Annotated in this window: 18 protein-coding genes and 1 tRNA gene; 5 read left to right on the top strand and 14 right to left on the bottom strand. The window is 61.5% G+C overall.

The window, feature by feature from the left end; genetic code table 11:
• Nucleotide 1 precedes the first annotated feature (1 nt).
• The 10 genes from KR100_RS00380 to gcvT form a co-directional block, all read right to left on the bottom strand.
• Nucleotides 2-814, bottom strand: a complete 813-nt coding sequence (locus KR100_RS00380; protein ID WP_038542270.1) for an aminotransferase class IV — start codon at nucleotides 812-814, stop codon at nucleotides 2-4.
• A complete protein-coding gene (locus tag KR100_RS00375) occupies nucleotides 811-2,130 on the bottom strand; it encodes an anthranilate synthase component I family protein (RefSeq protein ID WP_369793809.1) in 1,320 nt (439 codons plus the stop codon). The genes KR100_RS00380 and KR100_RS00375 overlap by 4 nt, the downstream gene beginning before the upstream one ends.
• The gene (gene queC, locus KR100_RS00370) at nucleotides 2,121-2,789 is read right to left on the bottom strand and encodes a 7-cyano-7-deazaguanine synthase QueC (RefSeq protein WP_038542267.1); all 669 of its coding nucleotides are present in this window, start codon (nucleotides 2,787-2,789) and stop codon (nucleotides 2,121-2,123) included. The genes KR100_RS00375 and queC overlap by 10 nt, the downstream gene beginning before the upstream one ends.
• Before the next feature lie 396 nt (nucleotides 2,790-3,185).
• On the bottom strand, nucleotides 3,186-4,046 hold the full coding sequence (locus KR100_RS00365; protein ID WP_038542264.1) for an NAD(P)-dependent oxidoreductase: 861 nt from the start codon (nucleotides 4,044-4,046) through the stop codon (nucleotides 3,186-3,188).
• Between the two features lie 28 nt (nucleotides 4,047-4,074).
• Nucleotides 4,075-4,689: a 7-carboxy-7-deazaguanine synthase QueE gene (locus tag KR100_RS00360; RefSeq protein ID WP_038542261.1), complete on the bottom strand. Its 615-nt coding sequence runs from the start codon at nucleotides 4,687-4,689 to the stop codon at nucleotides 4,075-4,077.
• Nucleotides 4,686-6,320, bottom strand: coding sequence for a CTP synthase (locus KR100_RS00355; RefSeq protein ID WP_038542258.1), 1,635 nt, complete (start codon nucleotides 6,318-6,320; stop codon nucleotides 4,686-4,688). The genes KR100_RS00360 and KR100_RS00355 overlap by 4 nt, the downstream gene beginning before the upstream one ends.
• Nucleotides 6,321-6,437: 117 nt before the next feature.
• The gene (locus KR100_RS00350; RefSeq protein WP_038542254.1) at nucleotides 6,438-7,568 is read right to left on the bottom strand and encodes an RpoD/SigA family RNA polymerase sigma factor; all 1,131 of its coding nucleotides are present in this window, start codon (nucleotides 7,566-7,568) and stop codon (nucleotides 6,438-6,440) included.
• 104 nt (nucleotides 7,569-7,672) lie between these two features.
• Nucleotides 7,673-9,505 (bottom strand): aspartate--tRNA ligase, encoded by a 1,833-nt coding sequence (gene aspS / locus KR100_RS00345; RefSeq protein WP_038542251.1) that lies wholly within the window; start codon nucleotides 9,503-9,505, stop codon nucleotides 7,673-7,675.
• A 72-nt stretch (nucleotides 9,506-9,577) separates the two neighbouring features.
• Nucleotides 9,578-10,528: an AEC family transporter gene (locus tag KR100_RS00340; RefSeq protein WP_038542248.1), complete on the bottom strand. Its 951-nt coding sequence runs from the start codon at nucleotides 10,526-10,528 to the stop codon at nucleotides 9,578-9,580.
• A gap of 50 nt (nucleotides 10,529-10,578) precedes the next feature.
• Nucleotides 10,579-11,685, bottom strand: a complete 1,107-nt coding sequence (gene gcvT, locus KR100_RS00335; RefSeq protein ID WP_038542245.1) for a glycine cleavage system aminomethyltransferase GcvT — start codon at nucleotides 11,683-11,685, stop codon at nucleotides 10,579-10,581.
• 128 nt (nucleotides 11,686-11,813) lie between these two features.
• Here gcvT and KR100_RS00330 point away from each other — a divergent pair, with 128 nt between their 5' ends.
• Together KR100_RS00330 and KR100_RS00325 are read left to right on the top strand one after the other, a co-directional pair.
• Nucleotides 11,814-12,032 carry a hypothetical protein gene (locus tag KR100_RS00330; RefSeq protein WP_038542242.1) on the top strand — a complete coding sequence of 73 codons (219 nt, stop codon included), beginning with the start codon at nucleotides 11,814-11,816 and terminating at the stop codon, nucleotides 12,030-12,032.
• 115 nt (nucleotides 12,033-12,147) lie between these two features.
• A complete protein-coding gene (locus KR100_RS00325) occupies nucleotides 12,148-12,546 on the top strand; it encodes a cyclic nucleotide-binding domain-containing protein (RefSeq protein WP_038542240.1) in 399 nt (132 codons plus the stop codon).
• On the opposite strand, the gene speB is transcribed toward KR100_RS00325, so the two are convergent.
• Both speB and speE read right to left on the bottom strand, forming a co-directional pair.
• Nucleotides 12,543-13,415: an agmatinase gene (speB, locus tag KR100_RS00320; protein WP_038542237.1), complete on the bottom strand. Its 873-nt coding sequence runs from the start codon at nucleotides 13,413-13,415 to the stop codon at nucleotides 12,543-12,545. The two genes, KR100_RS00325 and speB, sit on opposite strands and share 4 nt — an antisense overlap.
• Nucleotides 13,412-14,260 (bottom strand): polyamine aminopropyltransferase, encoded by an 849-nt coding sequence (gene speE, locus KR100_RS00315; RefSeq protein WP_038542234.1) that lies wholly within the window; start codon nucleotides 14,258-14,260, stop codon nucleotides 13,412-13,414. The genes speB and speE overlap by 4 nt, the downstream gene beginning before the upstream one ends.
• A 200-nt stretch (nucleotides 14,261-14,460) precedes the next feature.
• Between speE and arfB the strand changes: the two genes are divergently transcribed.
• Together arfB and KR100_RS00305 are read left to right on the top strand one after the other, a co-directional pair.
• A complete protein-coding gene (gene arfB / locus KR100_RS00310; protein WP_038547483.1) occupies nucleotides 14,461-14,895 on the top strand; it encodes an alternative ribosome rescue aminoacyl-tRNA hydrolase ArfB in 435 nt (144 codons plus the stop codon).
• Nucleotides 14,896-14,908: 13 nt separating this feature from the next.
• On the top strand, nucleotides 14,909-15,646 hold the full coding sequence (locus KR100_RS00305) for a dienelactone hydrolase family protein (protein WP_038542231.1): 738 nt from the start codon (nucleotides 14,909-14,911) through the stop codon (nucleotides 15,644-15,646).
• 119 nt (nucleotides 15,647-15,765) lie between these two features.
• On the opposite strand, the gene mazG is transcribed toward KR100_RS00305, so the two are convergent.
• Both mazG and KR100_RS00295 read right to left on the bottom strand, forming a co-directional pair.
• On the bottom strand, nucleotides 15,766-16,569 hold the full coding sequence (gene mazG, locus KR100_RS00300; protein WP_038542228.1) for a nucleoside triphosphate pyrophosphohydrolase: 804 nt from the start codon (nucleotides 16,567-16,569) through the stop codon (nucleotides 15,766-15,768).
• Between the two features lie 31 nt (nucleotides 16,570-16,600).
• Nucleotides 16,601-17,083, bottom strand: a complete 483-nt coding sequence (locus KR100_RS00295; RefSeq protein WP_038542225.1) for a metal-binding protein — start codon at nucleotides 17,081-17,083, stop codon at nucleotides 16,601-16,603.
• A 60-nt stretch (nucleotides 17,084-17,143) separates the two neighbouring features.
• Between KR100_RS00295 and KR100_RS00290 the strand changes: the two genes are divergently transcribed.
• Nucleotides 17,144-17,215 (top strand) — tRNA-Val (locus tag KR100_RS00290).
• The last annotated feature ends 84 nt before the right edge of the window (nucleotides 17,216-17,299 follow it).

The following is a 17,299-nucleotide window of genomic DNA, read 5'->3' as shown; positions in this document are numbered from 1 at the left end:
CTCAGAGGAGAAGATTGGTCCAGAGCTCCTGGCTCTGGATGTCCCAGTCCAGGGTGTTGCCGTTCACGGATTGAATCGCTCGGCAACCGAGACTGTTGACCAACAGGGCCTGATCCGTCGGCTTCAGGTTTGCCCCGATCCAGGCTTCCCGGCACAACCCTGTTGCCAGCGCTCTGGCGCGCATCACCCCTGGCAGGCAGCCGCTGCTGAGCGGTGGCGTCAACCAGGCACCATCTCGGCGGACCAGCAGATTGGCACTGGTGCTGCAGCAGAGTTCTCCGGTGCTGTTGAGCAGCAGAGCATCGTCTTTTCCGGCGGAACCCGCCTCGAGACGTGCCATCACGGCCTGACTGTAGGCAAAGGTCTTGCAACGGCTCATGCGGCTGTCGGCGTTGCGTCGTTCATGGCGACTGATCATTGTCGTGACAGGCCTGAAGTCTGTTTCACAGGGGTCGAGGGTGAGCCAGAAGCGTTCGGAGCCGCATCCGGGCATCGTCAGGCCGCGGCCGCCGGTTGATCCACGGCTCCAGTTCAATCGCAAAGCAGCCGGACTCTGGCCCAGGTTCGCCCTCGTGACGGCGTCGACCACCAGCGGGTCGAGGTCGCTTCGTGGCGGGGGTGGCTGCATGGCGAGGAGCTCGGCACCCGTTCGCCATCGCTCAAGGTGCAGCGAAAACAACTGTGGCCTGCTGCCGATCACCAGGATGGTTTCGAACAGTCCATCGGCCAGTCGCAGGCCGCGATCACTCACCGGAATGCCGAGTTCATCAGGGGTGCTCCACCGACCATCCATCCAGGCGACTGCTTGGCTCATCGCAGGGCGTCGAGAAGAGGTCGCAGTTTCCAGTTGAGCTCGTCGGCTTCATTGTCCGGGTCGGAGTCGGCGACGATCCCGCAGCCGGCGTGGGCCCTCAGTCGATCGCCCTTGCGCATCAGGGAACGGATCAGGATGTTGCTGTCGAATCGTCCGTCCCAGTCGACCCGGATCAAGGACCCGCAATAGGGTCCCCGGCTGACCGGCTCCAGTTCAGCGAGTCGCTGGCAGGCCCGGAGTTTCGGGGCACCCGTGATTGAGCCGCCGGGCCAGCAGGCCTGCAGCAGATCCACCCAGGACAGCCCCTCTCTCAGTTCGCCCTGCACCACGGATGTGAGGTGATGCACAGCTGAGTAGGTCTCCAGCCCCAGCAGCTGCGGGACGTGGATGGAACCGGGTCTGCAGACCCGGCCCAGATCGTTGCGCAACAGATCGACGATCATCACGTTTTCAGCCCGGTCCTTGTCACTGCAGATCAGATCCGCGGCCAGGTCGGCATCCCGCTGCAGATCCTGAGCGCGCGGTCGTGTGCCTTTGATCGGTCGTGTCTCGACGCTGCCACCGGCGTCGACCTGCAGAAACCGTTCCGGTGAGGTGGAGAGCACGGCTTCCCCCTGCGCCTCACCGTCGCCGATCAGCAGTCCTGCAAAGGGCGCAGGGCAACGCTGCCGAAGCCTCAGGAAGACATCGAGACAGGATCGTTCCGGCGGCCACAGCGTGCTGCAGCACGCTGTGAGGTTTGCTTGGAATAAGTCCCCCGCCGCGATCAGGTCTTTGATCCGCTGCACACCAGCGGTGAAGTTGGCACGATCGCTGTGCCACTGCCATTGCTCCGGAGCGATCCCGATCGCGTCCTCCTGCACCTCTGTTGCTGCATCGAACTCCGCAAGCCAGTTCGACATCCGCTCGAGACGACGGGGGTTCATCCCCTCGATCCAGAGGGCTTGCGTGCGCAGATCAAAGCGCAGAACGGGGTCGTGCCTTGCGATCCAGAGGCTTGCCATGGCATCTCCATGCCAGGGGTTGGCGGGTTCCGTCCAGGCCGCGGCTTCGTAGCTGAGCCAGCCGCACCAATGGCCGTGCCCCAGTTGCCGCAACAGTGCAAACGGATTTTGTGCGTCTGGCTGGTCGGGTCTGCCGCGGCTGCATCGTTGCTCGACAGGGTCGACCGCGAGGGTGACCCAACGACCTCTTTCGCTGCCGTCTCCATCCAGCCAAATCAGACCGGCTTCCCCCCATTCCTCTGCCAGCCGTCTGGCGACGGCAGCTGGTTGACGCCAGGCCAGCTCGCGTCGGATCGGTTCGGTCAGCTGCACAGATCCGGGCGACCGGCGTCGCGGAGGGCGGCATCGCGAATGCGACAGCTGTCGCAGACTCCGCAGGGACGGTCTCCACCGCTGTAGCAGCTCCAGGTGTCTGCGATGGGGACTCCCAGACGCAGAGCTTCTTCAACGATCCTGGTTTTGCTCCAGGTCACCAGGGGTGCCCAAAGTTCGGTTCCATGCCCCTCGCGGCCGGCTTTGCTGGCGAGACCCGCCAGGGTCTGAAAGGCCTGGAGATAGTCAGGGCGACAATCCGGGTACCCGGAGTAGTCCACCGCATTCACCCCCAGCACAAGGCGGTGAGCCGCTCTTGCCTCCGCCAGGCTTAGACCGATGGCGATGAAGACGGTGTTGCGGCCGGGGACGTACGTCACAGGGATTCCCTCGTCTTTGATGCCATCGATCGGGATGTGGACCTGGTGATCGGTCAAGGCAGATCCACCCCAGGCGGCAAGGTTCACGTGGATCCGATGGTGCTCGGCGAATCCGAGGCTGTGCGCGAGTCGGTCTGCTGCTTCCAGTTCACGGCGATGCCTCTGCCCGTAGTCGAAGGACAGGCCGATCACCCGATCGCCCGATTCGATCGCCAGCGCGGCTGCGGTGGCGGAATCGAGGCCGCCGGATAACAGGGCGATGGCGGTTCTGGGTTCCATTGCTTCATTCAAGACGTCAGAGGGGATGTGACGATTGATGATTTCTCCGGTCAGAGAAAAAGATTTGAGCCGTTTTACTCAGTTCTATGAAGCACTTTTCATGAACTTGAGTGAACTTGCCGTGCCAGGCTTTCAAAACCTTTACGGGCCTTAACAGTGCCACTTCAGATTTCCTTTAGATTTCTGATTGAGCTTTCCACCGGTGTTGCGGCGCTGCTGATGGCCAGAACGTTCAAGGAAGCCTCCCTCCTGGCTGGCACATTTTTAATCGGCCTCTCTGCTGTTGAGGTCATGCTTCATTTCATGGGCAGCTGATTCAGTCGGATTGTGGGGATTGTCGAGGAGTGTTTGATCAGTCCGGCTCATTGCCCCAGCTGATTGGCTCAAGTTGCGACGTCAGGGCCTGATTGACTGCGTCAGTTCGTGCAATGAGCAGTAATCCAGCTCATCCAGATCGTGGGCTGTGGCTTGCACCAACATTGTTGAAAGTCCGCTGAGGCCCTCAGGGTTCAATCCGGACTGCATGGCTTCCTGCAGGAACAGCATCAGATCTTTGCGAAGCAGGGCCGTGCTGAAGTTCGGGTCGCTGTAGTGCTGCTCCAGCATCCGTTTCAGTTTCTTGTCGTAGGTGGGGGCATAGAGGGCGGATGGTCGCAGGATCTCCATGAAGGTCTCGATGGGGACATCGGCCTGTTGCACGAGGCGCAGCGACAGTGAAAACGCGTGGGTCATGCTGGCGATCAGTTGATTGAGAGCCAACTTGGTGGCGGCTCCGCTCCCCACGGGTCCGACAAGCACCGGTTGAGCAGATACGTGGCTGAGCAGATGTTGTTGCTGCTTGAACACGTCAGGGTCGCTGCCGGCCATCACCAGCAATGATCCGTTCAAGGCCTCAGGTCGGCTGCCCAAGACCGGCGCCTCGAGATAGCTTCCGCCTCGGCTGTTCATAAATGTGGCGAGGTCACGGCTCTGGCTGATTCCCATCGTTCCCATCGGAATCAGACAGCGTCCCCTGAGATCATCCAGCGCATGCACGACATCGCTGGTCGCCGGGCCGTCCTTGAGGACGGTGATGACGGCATCGCATCCCTGGGCCGATTCGCTCAGTTGTTCAATTGGGATCGCCCCCGCACTGACCAGGGTGCTGATTCGCGTTGCCGTCCGGTTCCAGACCCTGAGCGTCAGTCCTTGCGCAAGCAAGCGCTGGCCGATGGCGTGTCCAAGCAGACCGGTGCCGAGGAGAGCAATTGTCGTCATCGTCCGTTGATGGGCCGTGATTTCAGTCTCAACGCACGCCCAGCCACTTGTGTGTTTGCAGACTGAGCCGCCAGCTCGGTTGATGCCTCACGTGTTCCACCGACAACTCTCTGCCCCGATCACTGTCCCAACCTGGCTGCAGAAGAAGTTTCGCCTGGTGATCGGCCTGGCTTGCCATCTCCTCAGCGAAAGCCAGATCGTCAGGACCGTGCACCACGACCTTCAGTTCATGGCAACAGCGCAGGAGGTCGATGCGAGGAGGTTGATGGCGCTTGGGTGAGAGGGTGATCCAGTCGAATTGACCACTGAGCGGATCCACCCCACTCGTTTCCAGATGCAGGGGCCTGTTGGTTCGCCTGAGGGCCGTCGTGAGAGGCCCCAGGTCGTGGTGCAGCGGTTCGCCCCCGGTGATCACGGTGAAACCGGCACCACATGTCGCTGCCGTCAGTGCAGCATCCGCCAGGTCGTCCACGCTCCTGTGTGGATGCACCCCTTCCGGCCAGGACTGCTTGGTGTCGCACCAGGGGCATCCCACGCTGCAGCCGCCGAGTCGAATGAAGAAGGCACTGCGACCACTGTGATGCCCCTCCCCTTGAAGGGAGTGGAAGGTTTCCACCACCGGCAGGGTGGTGACCGAGCTCATCGCTGGCGCTGGAGAGCCTCGCTTGGAGAGGCCGGCAGCCGTTGCTGGGCGGCTTCGATCAGGCCTCGGAAGAGGGGGTGAGGTCGTCCTGGCCGTGAGAGGAATTCAGGGTGGTACTGACAGGCTGTGAAGAAGGGATGTCCTTTCAACTCGATCAGCTCCACCAGTCGTCCGTCCGGTGAGCTGCCGCTCACGACGTAACCGGATTCGAGAAACAGATTTCGGTAGGCGTTATTGAATTCGTAGCGATGCCGGTGTCGCTCATAGACCACTTCCTCGCCGTACAACTGATGCGCCATGGTGCCGGAGGCGATGCGGCAGGGGTAGACGCCGAGTCGCATGGTTCCTCCAAGGTCCACAACATCCTGTTGCTCCGGCAGGAGGTGGATCACGGGGTGGGGTGTGCCCGCATCGAGCTCAGCGCTGGTCGCTTCCGTCAGTCCGGCCTGGTTCCGTGCCCATTCGATCACGGCCGTCTGCATGCCCAGGCAGAGGCCGAGGAATGGGACCCGCTGCTCCCGTGCCCAACGGATTGCTGCAATCTTTCCATCCACGCCACGGTTGCCGAAGCCACCCGGAACCACCACCGCATCCATCCCCTTCAGCAGTGCATCGGCTCCGTCTGTTTCGATCTGTTCAGCACAGACCCAGTGCAGATCAAGGGAGGCGTCCTGAGTCAGGCAGGCATGCCGAAGGGCCTCCACGACGGAGAGATAGGCGTCATTCAGCTGGATGTATTTGCCCACCAGCGCCACTTTCACTACCGGGCCCGGGTGGCGCAGCTTGTGCACCAGCTGAGCCCAGTCAGCCATGTCACTTTCGTGATCGGTGAGGTCGAGGACATCGAGCACTTCCCGGCAGAGGCCTTCCTGCTCCAGGGTGAGAGGGACGGCATAGATGCTGTCGGCATCGAGTGATGGGATCACGGCTCGCGTGAGAACTCCGCAGAAGCCCCCGATCTTGCGTTTCATCTCATCGCTGATCGAACGGTCACTGCGGCACACCAGAACATCGGGCTGGATGCCAATCGATCGCAGCTCCTTCACCGAGTGCTGGGTCGGTTTTGTCTTGAGTTCTCCTGACGTTCCGATGAACGGCAGGAGGGTCACGTGGACATAGGCAAGGTCGTGGCGACCGACATCACCGCGGAATTCGCGGATCGCTTCGAGAAACGGAAGTGATTCGATGTCGCCGACGGTGCCACCGATTTCCGTGATCACCACGTCGGCATTGCTGTTGGCCGCCACCCGGTGGATCCGCTCGCGAATTTCTCCCGTGATGTGCGGGATCACCTGAACAGTTCCGCCGTTGTAATCGCCCCGTCGCTCCTTGTTGATCACCGCCTGGTAGATCGAACCGGTGGTCACGCTGTTGAGGCGTGACATCGCCGTATCGGTGAAGCGTTCGTAGTGCCCGAGATCAAGATCGGTTTCAGCCCCGTCTTCGGTGACAAACACCTCGCCGTGCTGGATCGGGCTCATCGTGCCCGGATCCACGTTGAGGTACGGATCCAGCTTCAGGATCGAAACGTTGTAACCCCTCGACTTCAGCAGGCGTCCGAGGCTGGCGGCGACGATCCCCTTACCAATGCTGGACACTACCCCACCGGTAATGAAGACGAATTTGGCCATGTCGTGCCAGGCGTTTCTTCAAGCTACCTGGCGTGAGCCTGCTGCTCCATAGGTATCGGCCCCTGGTTTGGTCAGTTCGTCAGCAGGCAGGGGGCCTGATCACAGTCTGATCGCGGTTCAGGAATCCAGGCCCTGGATGTAATCGCGCACTTTGCTGCGGCGCTGGGGTTGTCGCAGTTTCAGCAGGGCTCGGGTTTCAATCTGTCGAACCCGTTCCCGCGACAGTTTCAATGCCTCTCCGATCTGAGCCAGCGTCTGGGGAGTGTCATCCTCCAGTCCGAAGCGGCGCCGCAGCACGGAGGCCTCCCGGCTGGTGAGTTCATCCAGCAGGTGTTCGAGGTCGTTGTGGAGCTCATCGTGGGTCAGGGTCTGCTCCGGCGTGGCCTTGCCGTCCTCGATCAGATCACCGAGCTGGGTGTCCTGATCCCGTCCCACCCGGGTGTCCAGTGACACGGAGCGTGGAACGCGGGCGAGGGTCTGGCGGACAGTTTCCTCACTGATGCCCAACTCACGGGCGAGATCAGCAATGGAAGCGATCCGGCCCTCATTGCTGGCGATTTCCTGTTGAACACGTTTGATCCGGTTGAGTTTTTCGGTGACATGAACCGGCAGCCGGATCGTGCGGCTCTGGGTGGCGATGGCCCGGGTGATGCCCTGGCGGATCCACCAGTACGCATAGGTGCTGAACCGGAACCCGCGGGTGGGGTCGAATTTCTCGACGGCGCGTTCGAGACCCAGCGTCCCCTCCTGAACGAGATCCAGCAGCTCCATACCGCGCTGCTGGTATTTCTTGGCAACCGCCACCACCAGGCGCAGATTGGCCTGGATCATGTGGTCCTTGGCCCGCCTCCCGTTGCGCAGAGCCGTCTTGAGCTCCTTCGGGGCCAGATCAGCCTGTCGTGCCCAGGCCTCGTAACCGGCTTCGATGCGGCTTTGCAGTTCCGGGAGGCTCAGACCCGCGGCACGGGCCCACTCCTGCTTTGTTGGCCAGTGACTGTGCTGATTCGCTTCGCGACGCTGGAGTTCCTCGAGGCGATGCAGTTCACCGATCGACTCATCTCCCGATGCCAGATCGCGCTGTTGCAGAAGAAGCGCTTCCCGCCGTTGCACCAGACGTGCCAGCGTCACCTCCTCTTCATTGGTCAGCAGGTCAACGCGACCGATGTCCTGCAGGTACATCCGCAGAAGATCGGTCGTGCCGGAGCGGCGTTCGCGGGTTTCCCCGGTCCGTCGGCCTTGACGGGGCAAGTGCGTTCCTGAGAGAAGGTGATGAACTCAGGGTTCCCTGGCTGATCGATCAGTGCCCGAAAAGCGCTGAATCCTTTCGGGATCTGTTGCACCTGCGTGATGTTTCAGACATCTGCGTCGGAAGGATCCATCCAGGTGCTGGCCACATGCAGCTCCTCCAGCTGCCTGTCGGCGACCCCCCCGGGGGCATTGGTCATAAGGCAGCGGGCCTGCTGCGTTTTCGGGAAGGCAATGGTGTCGCGGATTGATTCCTCGCCGGCCAGCAGCATCACCATGCGGTCGATACCGAAGGCCAGGCCGCCGTGGGGAGGCGCGCCCACATCGAGAGCATCCATCAGGAAGCCGAACTGCTCCTGGGCCTCCTCGAGGGGCAGGCCAACCGTCTGCAACACCTGGCGCTGCAGGGCGGAGTCGTGGATGCGCAGGGAGCCGCCACCGAGCTCGAGGCCATTGAGCACAAGGTCGTAGGCCTGGGCCCGGGCTCCCGGCAGGGTGTCGGCCCACTGCGAGGCATCGCTGCCCAGATCCTCGGTGTTGGGGGCGCAGAAGGGGTGGTGCAGGGCCTCGTAGCGGTTCTCGTCGCTGTTGAACTCGAACATCGGGAAGTCCACCACCCAGAGGAAGTTCCACTGGTCGTTGTCCCGGTCGGCCCTGACCATGCCCAGCTCTCTGGCCAGGTATTGGCGCACCCGGTCGAGGGCCTTGTTCACCGTGGCGGTGTCGCCGGCGCCGAACAGCAGCAGGGTGCCGGGTTCCGCGCCGGTGCGGCTGAGCAGCTCCTGCTTTCGCTCGTCGCTGAGGTTGTCCTTGATGGCGCCGATCGTGTCGATCTCCCCGCCGTCTCGCACCCGGATGAAGGCCAGACCACCGGCACCGGCTGCCTGGGCTTCACTGAACACATCGCCGCCGGGCTTGATCCGCACGTTGGAGAGGGCGTCATTGCCCCCTGGAACGGCGATGCACTTCACCGAGCCGCCGGATTTCACGGCGCCGCTGAACACCTTGAAGCCCATGTCCTGGACGATGTCGCTCACGTTGGTGAGCTCCATGCCGTAGCGGGTGTCGGGCCGGTCGGTGCCGTAGCGCTCCATGGCGTCGTGCCAGGTCATGCGGGGGAAGGGCCGCGGCAGCTCGATGCCTTTCACCGCCTTCCAGATGGCGCAGATCAGGGATTCGTTCAGCTCCAGGATCTCCTCCTGATCCATGAAGCTCATCTCGATGTCCAGCTGGGTGAATTCCGGCTGGCGGTCGGCCCGCAGGTCTTCGTCGCGGAAACAGCGGGCCACCTGGTAGTAGCGCTCGATGCCGCCCACCATCAGCAGCTGTTTGAACAACTGGGGGGACTGGGGCAGGGCGAACCATTCGCCGCCGCAGACCCGGCTGGGCAGCACGTAGTCGCGGGCTCCTTCCGGGGTGGAGCGGGTGAGCACCGGGGTCTCCACCTCAATGAAACCCTCGTCCTCCAGGAAGCGTCGGGCGGCCTGGATCGTCTGGGCCCGAAGCCGCAGGTTGTCGTTCATGCGCTTGCGGCGCAGATCGAGATAGCGGTGGCGCAGCCGCAGCTCTTCGCGGGTGTTCTCCTCGTCATGCACCGAGACGGGGAAGGGCAGGTTGCCCTTCACGCTGTTCAGCACCGTGATGCCGCTGGCCAGCACCTCCACGGCGCCGGTCGCGAGCTTGACGTTGAGGGATTCAGCGGGTCGTGCCCGCACCTTGCCGTTCACCTGGAGCACGGTCTCGCTGCGCAGGTGTTCCGCCACGGCGAAAGCGTCCGCCCCCAGATCCGGGTCCACGGTGATCTGAACCGTGCCGCTGCGGTCGCGCAAATCGATGAAGATAACCCCTCCATGGTCACGGCGTCGATCCACCCAGCCGCACAGCGTCACCTGTTCGTCGATGGTCTGCTCGCGCAGGTCGCCGCAACCGTTGCTGCGCATGGGATGGGGAGGGCCTAACCAGACCGGATGATCCCATGCAGCGTGTGTCCGGCGGAAGTGTTGCCTCGTCTCTCAGCTGAGCACCCAGATCCGCTGGCAGGCAGAGATGAAGACCGGGATGGAGATTACCGAAATCAGAATGGAGAGCAGGATGATCCCGTCAGACTCCTGTTCATAGGTGCTGTATTCGCTGGCCAGGATGTAGGAGTGCAGGGCTGGTGGACAGCTGAACAACACCACCAGAGCCGTGGCCGCGGCAGGGGGCAGTCGGAACAAAACCGCCGCACCAAGCGCGATGGCGGGCACGATCACCATTTTGGTTCCGCACATCAGCAGAACTTCCCGGTTGATGGAGTGCAGGCCGATGGAATTCACGGTGAGGCCGAGGGCCACCATTCCGACGGGAACGCTCGCCTCCTTGAGGAGACTGAGTGTGTGTTCAATGCTCGAGGGAATGGTGATGTGAAGGCTGAGAACAACCAGTCCGATCAATGTGCCAATCACCAGGGGATTGCCCAGCGAGCTGGCGATGTGACTGCCAACCCCTGACGAGGCATCCCCCTGCTCAGGGGTTGAAGGGTTCAGCAAGGCCACCGTGACAGGGACGAAAATCACCAGGGACAACAGGGCATTGATGGCCACCACCGCTCCCGCCTGATCTCCGGCAACGCTGAGGGAGATTGGCAATCCGATCATGATCAGGTTCATCGACGTGGTGCAGCAGGCAGCGATGGCGCCGTCCGCAACTGCGTGGCCCAGCCAGTAGCGATGAACCAGGACCGTCCCCAGATAGGTCACGGAAAAAACCAGGAGGCTGGTGACGCTGACGCCGGCATCCAGCAGTGCATCAGCGGAGCTGTTCTGGATCGCCAGGAAGAGGGCCGATGGACCTGCAAGCCAGAGAACGAAGTGGGTCAGAATTTTTTCGCTGCCCTGCTTGAAATCAAAGAAGCGACCGCCGGCGACGCCAGCCAAGGCGAGGGCGATCAGAGGAACGATCTCCTGCATCACCAGCTCAACCATGCTGCCGCTCTGGGATTGCCTGCAGTCTGGTCAGTTCCTGCTCGCTTGGATCATGCCTGCCGTTTGTAGAAGGGTCGCTTGACCACAACGGCCGATGATTCACGCCCCCGGATCGAAACCTTGAGTTCCGTCCCCAGCTTGGCCAGAGCGGCGGGAACGAAGGCCAGAGCGATCGGTTCAGCAAGGGTGGGAGACCAGCTGCCACTGGTGATCGACCCAACGGTTTCGTTGTTGTGCAGCACTGGATAGTCGTGCCGTGCGATGGCACGACCCGGCAGCTTCAGGCCGACCAGTCGCTTGTTGGGACCGCGCTCGGCAGCGCTTTCGAGGGCCTTCCGACCGATGAAATCCGCCGGCATTTCAAGGTGCACCAGCCAGCCGAGTCCGGCTTCGAAGGGAGTTGTGGTCTCGTCCATGTCCTGTCCGTAGAGATGCATCGCCGCCTCGAGCCGCAAGGTGTCGCGGGCGCCAAGTCCACAGGGAGTGACACCCTCTCTGAGCAATCGTTCCCACAGCAGACGACCATCCTGCGCACTGAGCAGCACTTCGACGCCGTCTTCGCCGGTGTAGCCGGTCCGGGCGGTGAACACGGGATGGCTGAGCCCATCCAGCGTCAGGTTTCGATGTCCGAACCGTGGCAACCCGCTGAGATCACTGCCGCTGAGCCGCTCCAACAGGGCGATGGCCTTGGGTCCTTGCAGGGCCAGCAGAACGCCGCCGTCCTTGACGTCAGTGACCGTGAGGCCGGCCGGTTCCATTCGTTCGCGGATCCAGGCTGTATCGCTGTCCGCACAGGCGGCATTGATCACCAGGACAAGAGCACCGTTCTGGCCATCAATGGCTCCCAGGTCGTAGACGATCAGATCGTCGCGGATGCCTCCGGATTCATTGAGCATGACGGTGTAACAGGCTTCGCCAGGGCCGATCCTGTGCAGATCACTGGGTACCAGCTGTTGCAGGGCGTCTTTGGGGGTCGGGCCTTCCAACCTCAGCACTCCCATATGGGAGATGTCGAAGACTCCGACGCTCTCCCGAACGGCGGAGTGCTCCTGAACCAGTCCGCTGAACTGCACAGGCATTTCCCAGCCGGCGAATGGCACCATCCGTCCGCCGCTCTCCAGACAGAGGTCATGCAGGGGAGTGCGGAGTAATGGCATCAACAACAGGGGAGGACGCGCAATCTTATGGAGGTCTTCAGCAAATGGAAGTGATTTGGCAGATCTTGGTTTAATGCGCGTCCATTTCCAAAACCGTCCTTACCCTGAGCGTCCTTCCGGGGCTTCCCTTGGCAAGCAGGCTCAGTTGTCGAACCTGTCAGCACTGTTCAGGAGAGGCTGGTCAAGCCGGATGGTGCCGGCTGAGGCAACTTGAGGTGCATGCCGAGGTGGCTGAGCTGGTGGTCTGCCACCACTGGACGCCCCGCTCTCCGCAACTTCCGTGTCTGAACGAGGCGACCGCTGTTGACTTCGATCGTCAGCTGGAGCTGGATCGTGCTCTTGCGTGAACGTCGTTGTTGGTCAATGGTCGCAATGGTTCATCAACGTTTCCCCTGTGTGTTGTGAACGACTTCACAACAGGGTTTCCCTGTTCACAATGCACCGGTAACTTCAACGTCTGCATTGCAGGCCTCAACGACCAAAGCCACTCCGCTGCAGCTGTTTCTGGATCATCCGGAAGGTGACCGGCTGACGTTTCCGACCGGTTCCCTTGTCTACAGACAAGGTGAACCGGTGCAGGCTGTCTACGTGATTCAGCGCGGATTGGTTGAACTCAGCATCGGGCCAAGGAACAGGATTCGCTACGGACTTGGCGAGTTGTTCTTCTATCGCGATTTGGTGGAGACCAGCGAGTTGCACAGCTGCGATGCAAGGGCTTTGACACCGCTTTCGTTGATTCGATTGAACCGCGCCAGTTTTCTGACCTTGATTCATAAACATCCAACCCTGGTCCTGGATTTATTGGGGCGCCAGCATGCCCGTCTGAGGGAACAGCGTATCGACGCCAGCCATTTCTATTAGATCGGAGTCGGGTCAGAGCCCAGAAGCAGGAGCAGGCTGCGGCACACCTTGGCCGCCAGCACGGAGCTGACACCACTGCTGTCGAGTTGAGGCGCGAGTTCCACCACGTCGGCTGCAACGAGACGATGGCGTTTCAGCACATCGATCACGTCGGCGAAATCCTGCCAGTGATATCCGCCGGGTTCAGGAGTGCCGGTTCCTGGCAGGACAGAGGGATCGAACCAGTCCAGGTCAACCGTCAGATAGAGCGGCCTGCCCCTCCATGGGACCAAGGCGGTTTCCAGGCTCTGCGCGTTCGCGATCAGGCGGCCAGTGCGCCGCAGTTCCTGAAATTCCTCGCGGGTGCCGCTGCGGATGGAGAGTTGCAGAAGATCACCACTGGGCAGGACGTCGAGACAGCGACGCATGGCGCAGGCATGGCTGTGACGTGCTCCCAACCAGGTCTCCCTGAGGTCGGCATGGGCATCGAGTTGCAGCAGAACAAGATCGGGATGCTTGGCAGCGACAGCCTCCACGGCACCGGAGCTGATCGAGTGCTCGCCTCCCAGTATCAGCGGTTTGAGCCCCTTGGAGAGCACGGCCTGCGTCGCCTTCAGAACCGCGTCAACCACCGGTTGTGGAGCGCCAAAGGGAATCTCCACCGCCCCGAGATCAGCGAAGGCGATGTCGTCCAGGTCTCGGTCGAGCTGCGGGCAGTAGCTCTCCAGCCCCTGGCTCACCTCGCGGATCGCTGCAGGACCGAAACGGGTGCCGGGCCTGAATGAGGTGGTGCCGTCATAGGGAACGCCAAACAACCCCACCTGGCAGTGGTCAGGATTGCGCTGGGCTCCCATGAAGATCGTTCCATCGGTATCGAAAAGGTCGTTCATCGCTGACGGTTCAGTTCTCTTTCGATGAAGGCCGGCATGGCGAGAAAGGCTCCCTCCTGCCAACGCGGACTCCACAGCTCACAGCCATCAGCAACGTGTTTCGCGCGACCGGCATGAGGCTGTCGGTAGCGGGGGCCATCGACAGCGGCGAAGGTCCAGCTCCACATGCCGCTGGGGTACATCGGAACCCAGCCGTAGAGAGGATCAGCGTGACCGAAGACCTCTCGGATCAACCGCACCATCGCCAGATGCACATCACGGAACGCCTCCGGTGATTCGCTTTGGGTGGCGAACACGCCCCCCGGCCTCAGGATGCGCCGGCAATGTTCAAAGAAGACCTGGTTGAAGAGCCCTTCGGCAGGACCTGCTGGATCGGATCCGTCGACAAGGATGACGTCGTAGCTGTCCGCTGGTGCATTGGCGACCCAGGCGATGCCGTCACCGATGGTGAGCTGCAGACGTGGATCATTCCAGGCGCCGCCCCCGATCGCGGCGAGGTGGAGCCGGCTGAGTTCCACCACACGGGCGTCAATCTCGACGAGGTCAAGTTGTTTCACATCCCCGTGGCGCAGGCATTCACGGGCCGTTCCCCCATCGCCGCCACCAATCACCAGCACGCGTTCAAGTGAGGCCGCAGAGCACAGGGCGGGATGAACCAGAGCTTCGTGGTACTGGCGTTCCTGCCCTTCCGCCGTCATCCAGCAGCCATCGAGCATCAGGCCCCTGCCATAGCGTTCACTGCTGACAACGGTGATTCGCTGAAACGGGCTGATCTCTTCAATCAGCACCTCGCCGGCCAATCCGTATCGCACGCCTCGATGTTCCTCGTCGATCCAGCCGCTCATCGCGATTCGAGCATGGATGCTTCCAGCTAACTCTCTGGTGGTTCAGGACTCTCCATGTAGTGTCTCTGCGACAACCGAACACAACAGGTAGTGGTTGCTTCCACGCTCTGGCCGCTTGCTGTCCTTCAGTTCGTTGCCAACGGGATGGACCTGAACCCGCCATTGTTAGGGGCGAGGTGATCGCGGCTCCATCGCTCGGCATGGTTCAGGATCTGATCGTTGATGAACGGATCACGATTCCCGCCAGGGACCTGCAGTGGCGCTTCAGCAGGGCCTCTGGCCCTGGGGGACAGGGTGTGAACACCACTGATTCCCGGGTTGAGCTCATGCTCGACCTCGACACGTGCTCAGGACTCGGACCCTTTCGCCTTGCTTGCCTCAAAGAGAGGCTGACCCCCCGCCTCGTTGATGGTTGTCTGCGGGTGGTGGTTGCTGAGGAACGCTCCCAGTGGCGGAACCGTCAGCTGGCCATGGATCGCCTGGCGACTCTTCTGCGTCAGGCTCTCAAACCGCTTCCGGCCCAGCGCAAAGCAACCAGACCTGGACGCGGGGCTGTCAAGCGACGTCTGGAGGCCAAGAAAAAACGCGGGGAGCTCAAGCGGCAGCGCCGTCAACGACCAAGACTCGACGAATGATGCGCCGCCTGCCATGCGGATTGAGCAGCAGACCATCGGGCTCACGGTTGACGAGAGTCTGATGCGGGTGCATGTGGCCAGGCCGACTGGGGATGGTCCTCATCCCGGGATTGTTTTTTATTCCGACATCTATCAGCTGGGTGATCCGATGCTGCGTTTGGCGAAACGCCTTGCCGGCTACGGCTTTTTGGTGGCTGCGCCAGAGATTTTTCATCGTCTTGAACCGCCAGGCACGGTGCTTCAACCGGATGCGATGGGCCGTCTCCGGGGGAACGATGACGCTCGACGTACCGCCATCACCGCTTACGACGCCGATACAGAAGCGCTGTTGCAGTGGTTGGCGACGGACCGGGATGTGGACGCCGATCAGCTTGGCGCCATGGGGTTCTGCATCCGCGGTCATCTTGCTTTTCGTGCTGCACTGCATGCGGAGGTGAAGGCGACGGCTTGCCTCTACCCAACAGGCCTTCAAAACGGACAACTGGGCCGCGGTGTTGCCGATTCACTGCAGCGGGTGGCTGAGATTCAAGGGGCTTTGTTCACGGTCTTTGGGACGGAGGACCCACATGTGCCCCCTGAAGCCCATGAACAGATCCTCCAGGCTCTATCCGGTCTGCGCCATGAAACCCATCTCTACGAAGCGAATCACACTTTCATGCGGGATGAAGGCTGGCGCTGGGATCCGGAGTTGGCCGATCGTGCCTGGGCTGCTGCTATCCGTTTTCTGAGGCATGAACTGGTTGAGGCCTGATGATCCAGATCTGGTGTCAAAAAATTGACAGGCACCACATGTGGTGTTTTTGTAATGGTGGACGCGGATTGACCACTCCTCACGGTCATTCCGCCGTCTTTTTCAACAACTCACGGTGATCAGCCTTCGGGGCCCATCGTTTTTGATCGAATGTCTGCTTTGGCTTGCTGCCAGAGCACTTCAAGTTCCTTGAGACTGCGGCCTTGAAGGTCCCCTCCGAGGGCTGATTCAACCCGGGAAAACCGGTCGAGAAAACGCCGATTTGTCCCAGCCAGGCCCTCTTCAGGATCAATGCCGCACCAACGCGCCACATTCACCAGGGTGAACAGGGCATCGCCGAGTTCCTCCTGAGCGTGCTGACTGTTTCCGCTGGCGATCGCCTCCTGAAGTTCAGCGAGCTCTTCGCTTACCTTGTCCCAGACACCACTGAGGTTCTCCCATTCAAATCCGGCTTTCGCGGCCTTCTTGGAGATGGTCATCGCACCGGCCAAAGCTGGTTGACCGCGTACTTTCTTAGCCAGGAGATCACTGAGCGGACTCGCTGAGTCAGTGCCGTTCTGAGCTTGTTCTTCGGCTTTGATCGCCTCCCAGCTGCGCGGTTCGCCGCCGAAGACATGGGGGTGGCGCCGTATCAACTTCGCGCTGATTGCATCGGCCACCTGAGCCAGGTCGAAACGCTGGTTTTCGCTGGCGATCTGAGCATGAAGCACCACCTGCAGCAGAAGATCTCCGAGTTCTTCGCAAAGGTGATCGTCATCGCCGTGGCGGATGGCGTCAGCCACTTCATGGGCTTCCTCCAGCACATAGGGCGCCAGCGAGCGGTGGGTCTGTTCCAGATCCCATGGACAACCGTCGCTTGGGTCCCTCAGGCGGGCAACCACATCAATCAGTTTCAGGAGTGCAGCGCTGCTGGACTCAGCCATGGATCAGCAGAGGACAAGCGCGCCCACCCTCTCATTGCCGGCGACTTTGGTGCCACTCAACCGGATACGGATCCCCATCGAGGATCAGGTGCAACCAAACGCTCGCCTCCAGCCCAATCAGCATGGCCAGGGTCTGTTGGGGCTGCGCCTGGAACCATCGGGTTATCCAACCCAAGCAGGTGCTCCAATCTGCACCGGGGATCACAGTCAGAAGACACCACAACCAAGCTGCCAGCAGCAACAGGCGCCCAGTCGTGCCAACCAGGGGGCCGTGGGACCAAACGGAACGATGGCGCAACGATCGGCGGTACGGCCACCACAGGAAGGCCAGGGGGCCCCAGCGATGCAAGGCATTGGAGCGCGTGTCAAGGTCGGGCGAAAGCCAAAGCCCCCCAACGAGGAAGGCGAACCCGCCGATCAGTCCGCACCAATGGCCCATCAGGAGGCCCAGCAGAAGTCCGAATGGCAGAAAGATCAGGGACGTGGCGCGATCGTGGTTGCGACCGGAGGCCATGGCAGCGCGGCGCAGAGGATTGGTTTCAGCGTGCCGTGTTCGGGCAGAATCTCCACGTCAGGGCGATTAGCTCAGCGGTAGAGCACCTGCCTTACAAGCAGGCTGTCCACAGTTCGATCCTGTGATCGCCCATCAGTCACACCAAGGCTTTTAGCCAATCCTCGCCCGCCACCAGGCGGGTTTTTTGTTGCATGTCTCCACTTTGTCTCCAGTTTT

Source organism: Synechococcus sp. KORDI-100 (assembly GCF_000737535.1).
Taxonomy (GTDB): Bacteria; Cyanobacteriota; Cyanobacteriia; order PCC-6307; family Cyanobiaceae; genus Parasynechococcus.
The sequence above is the reverse complement of the archived record's forward strand: the minus strand, read 5'-3'. Positions and strand labels throughout refer to the sequence as shown.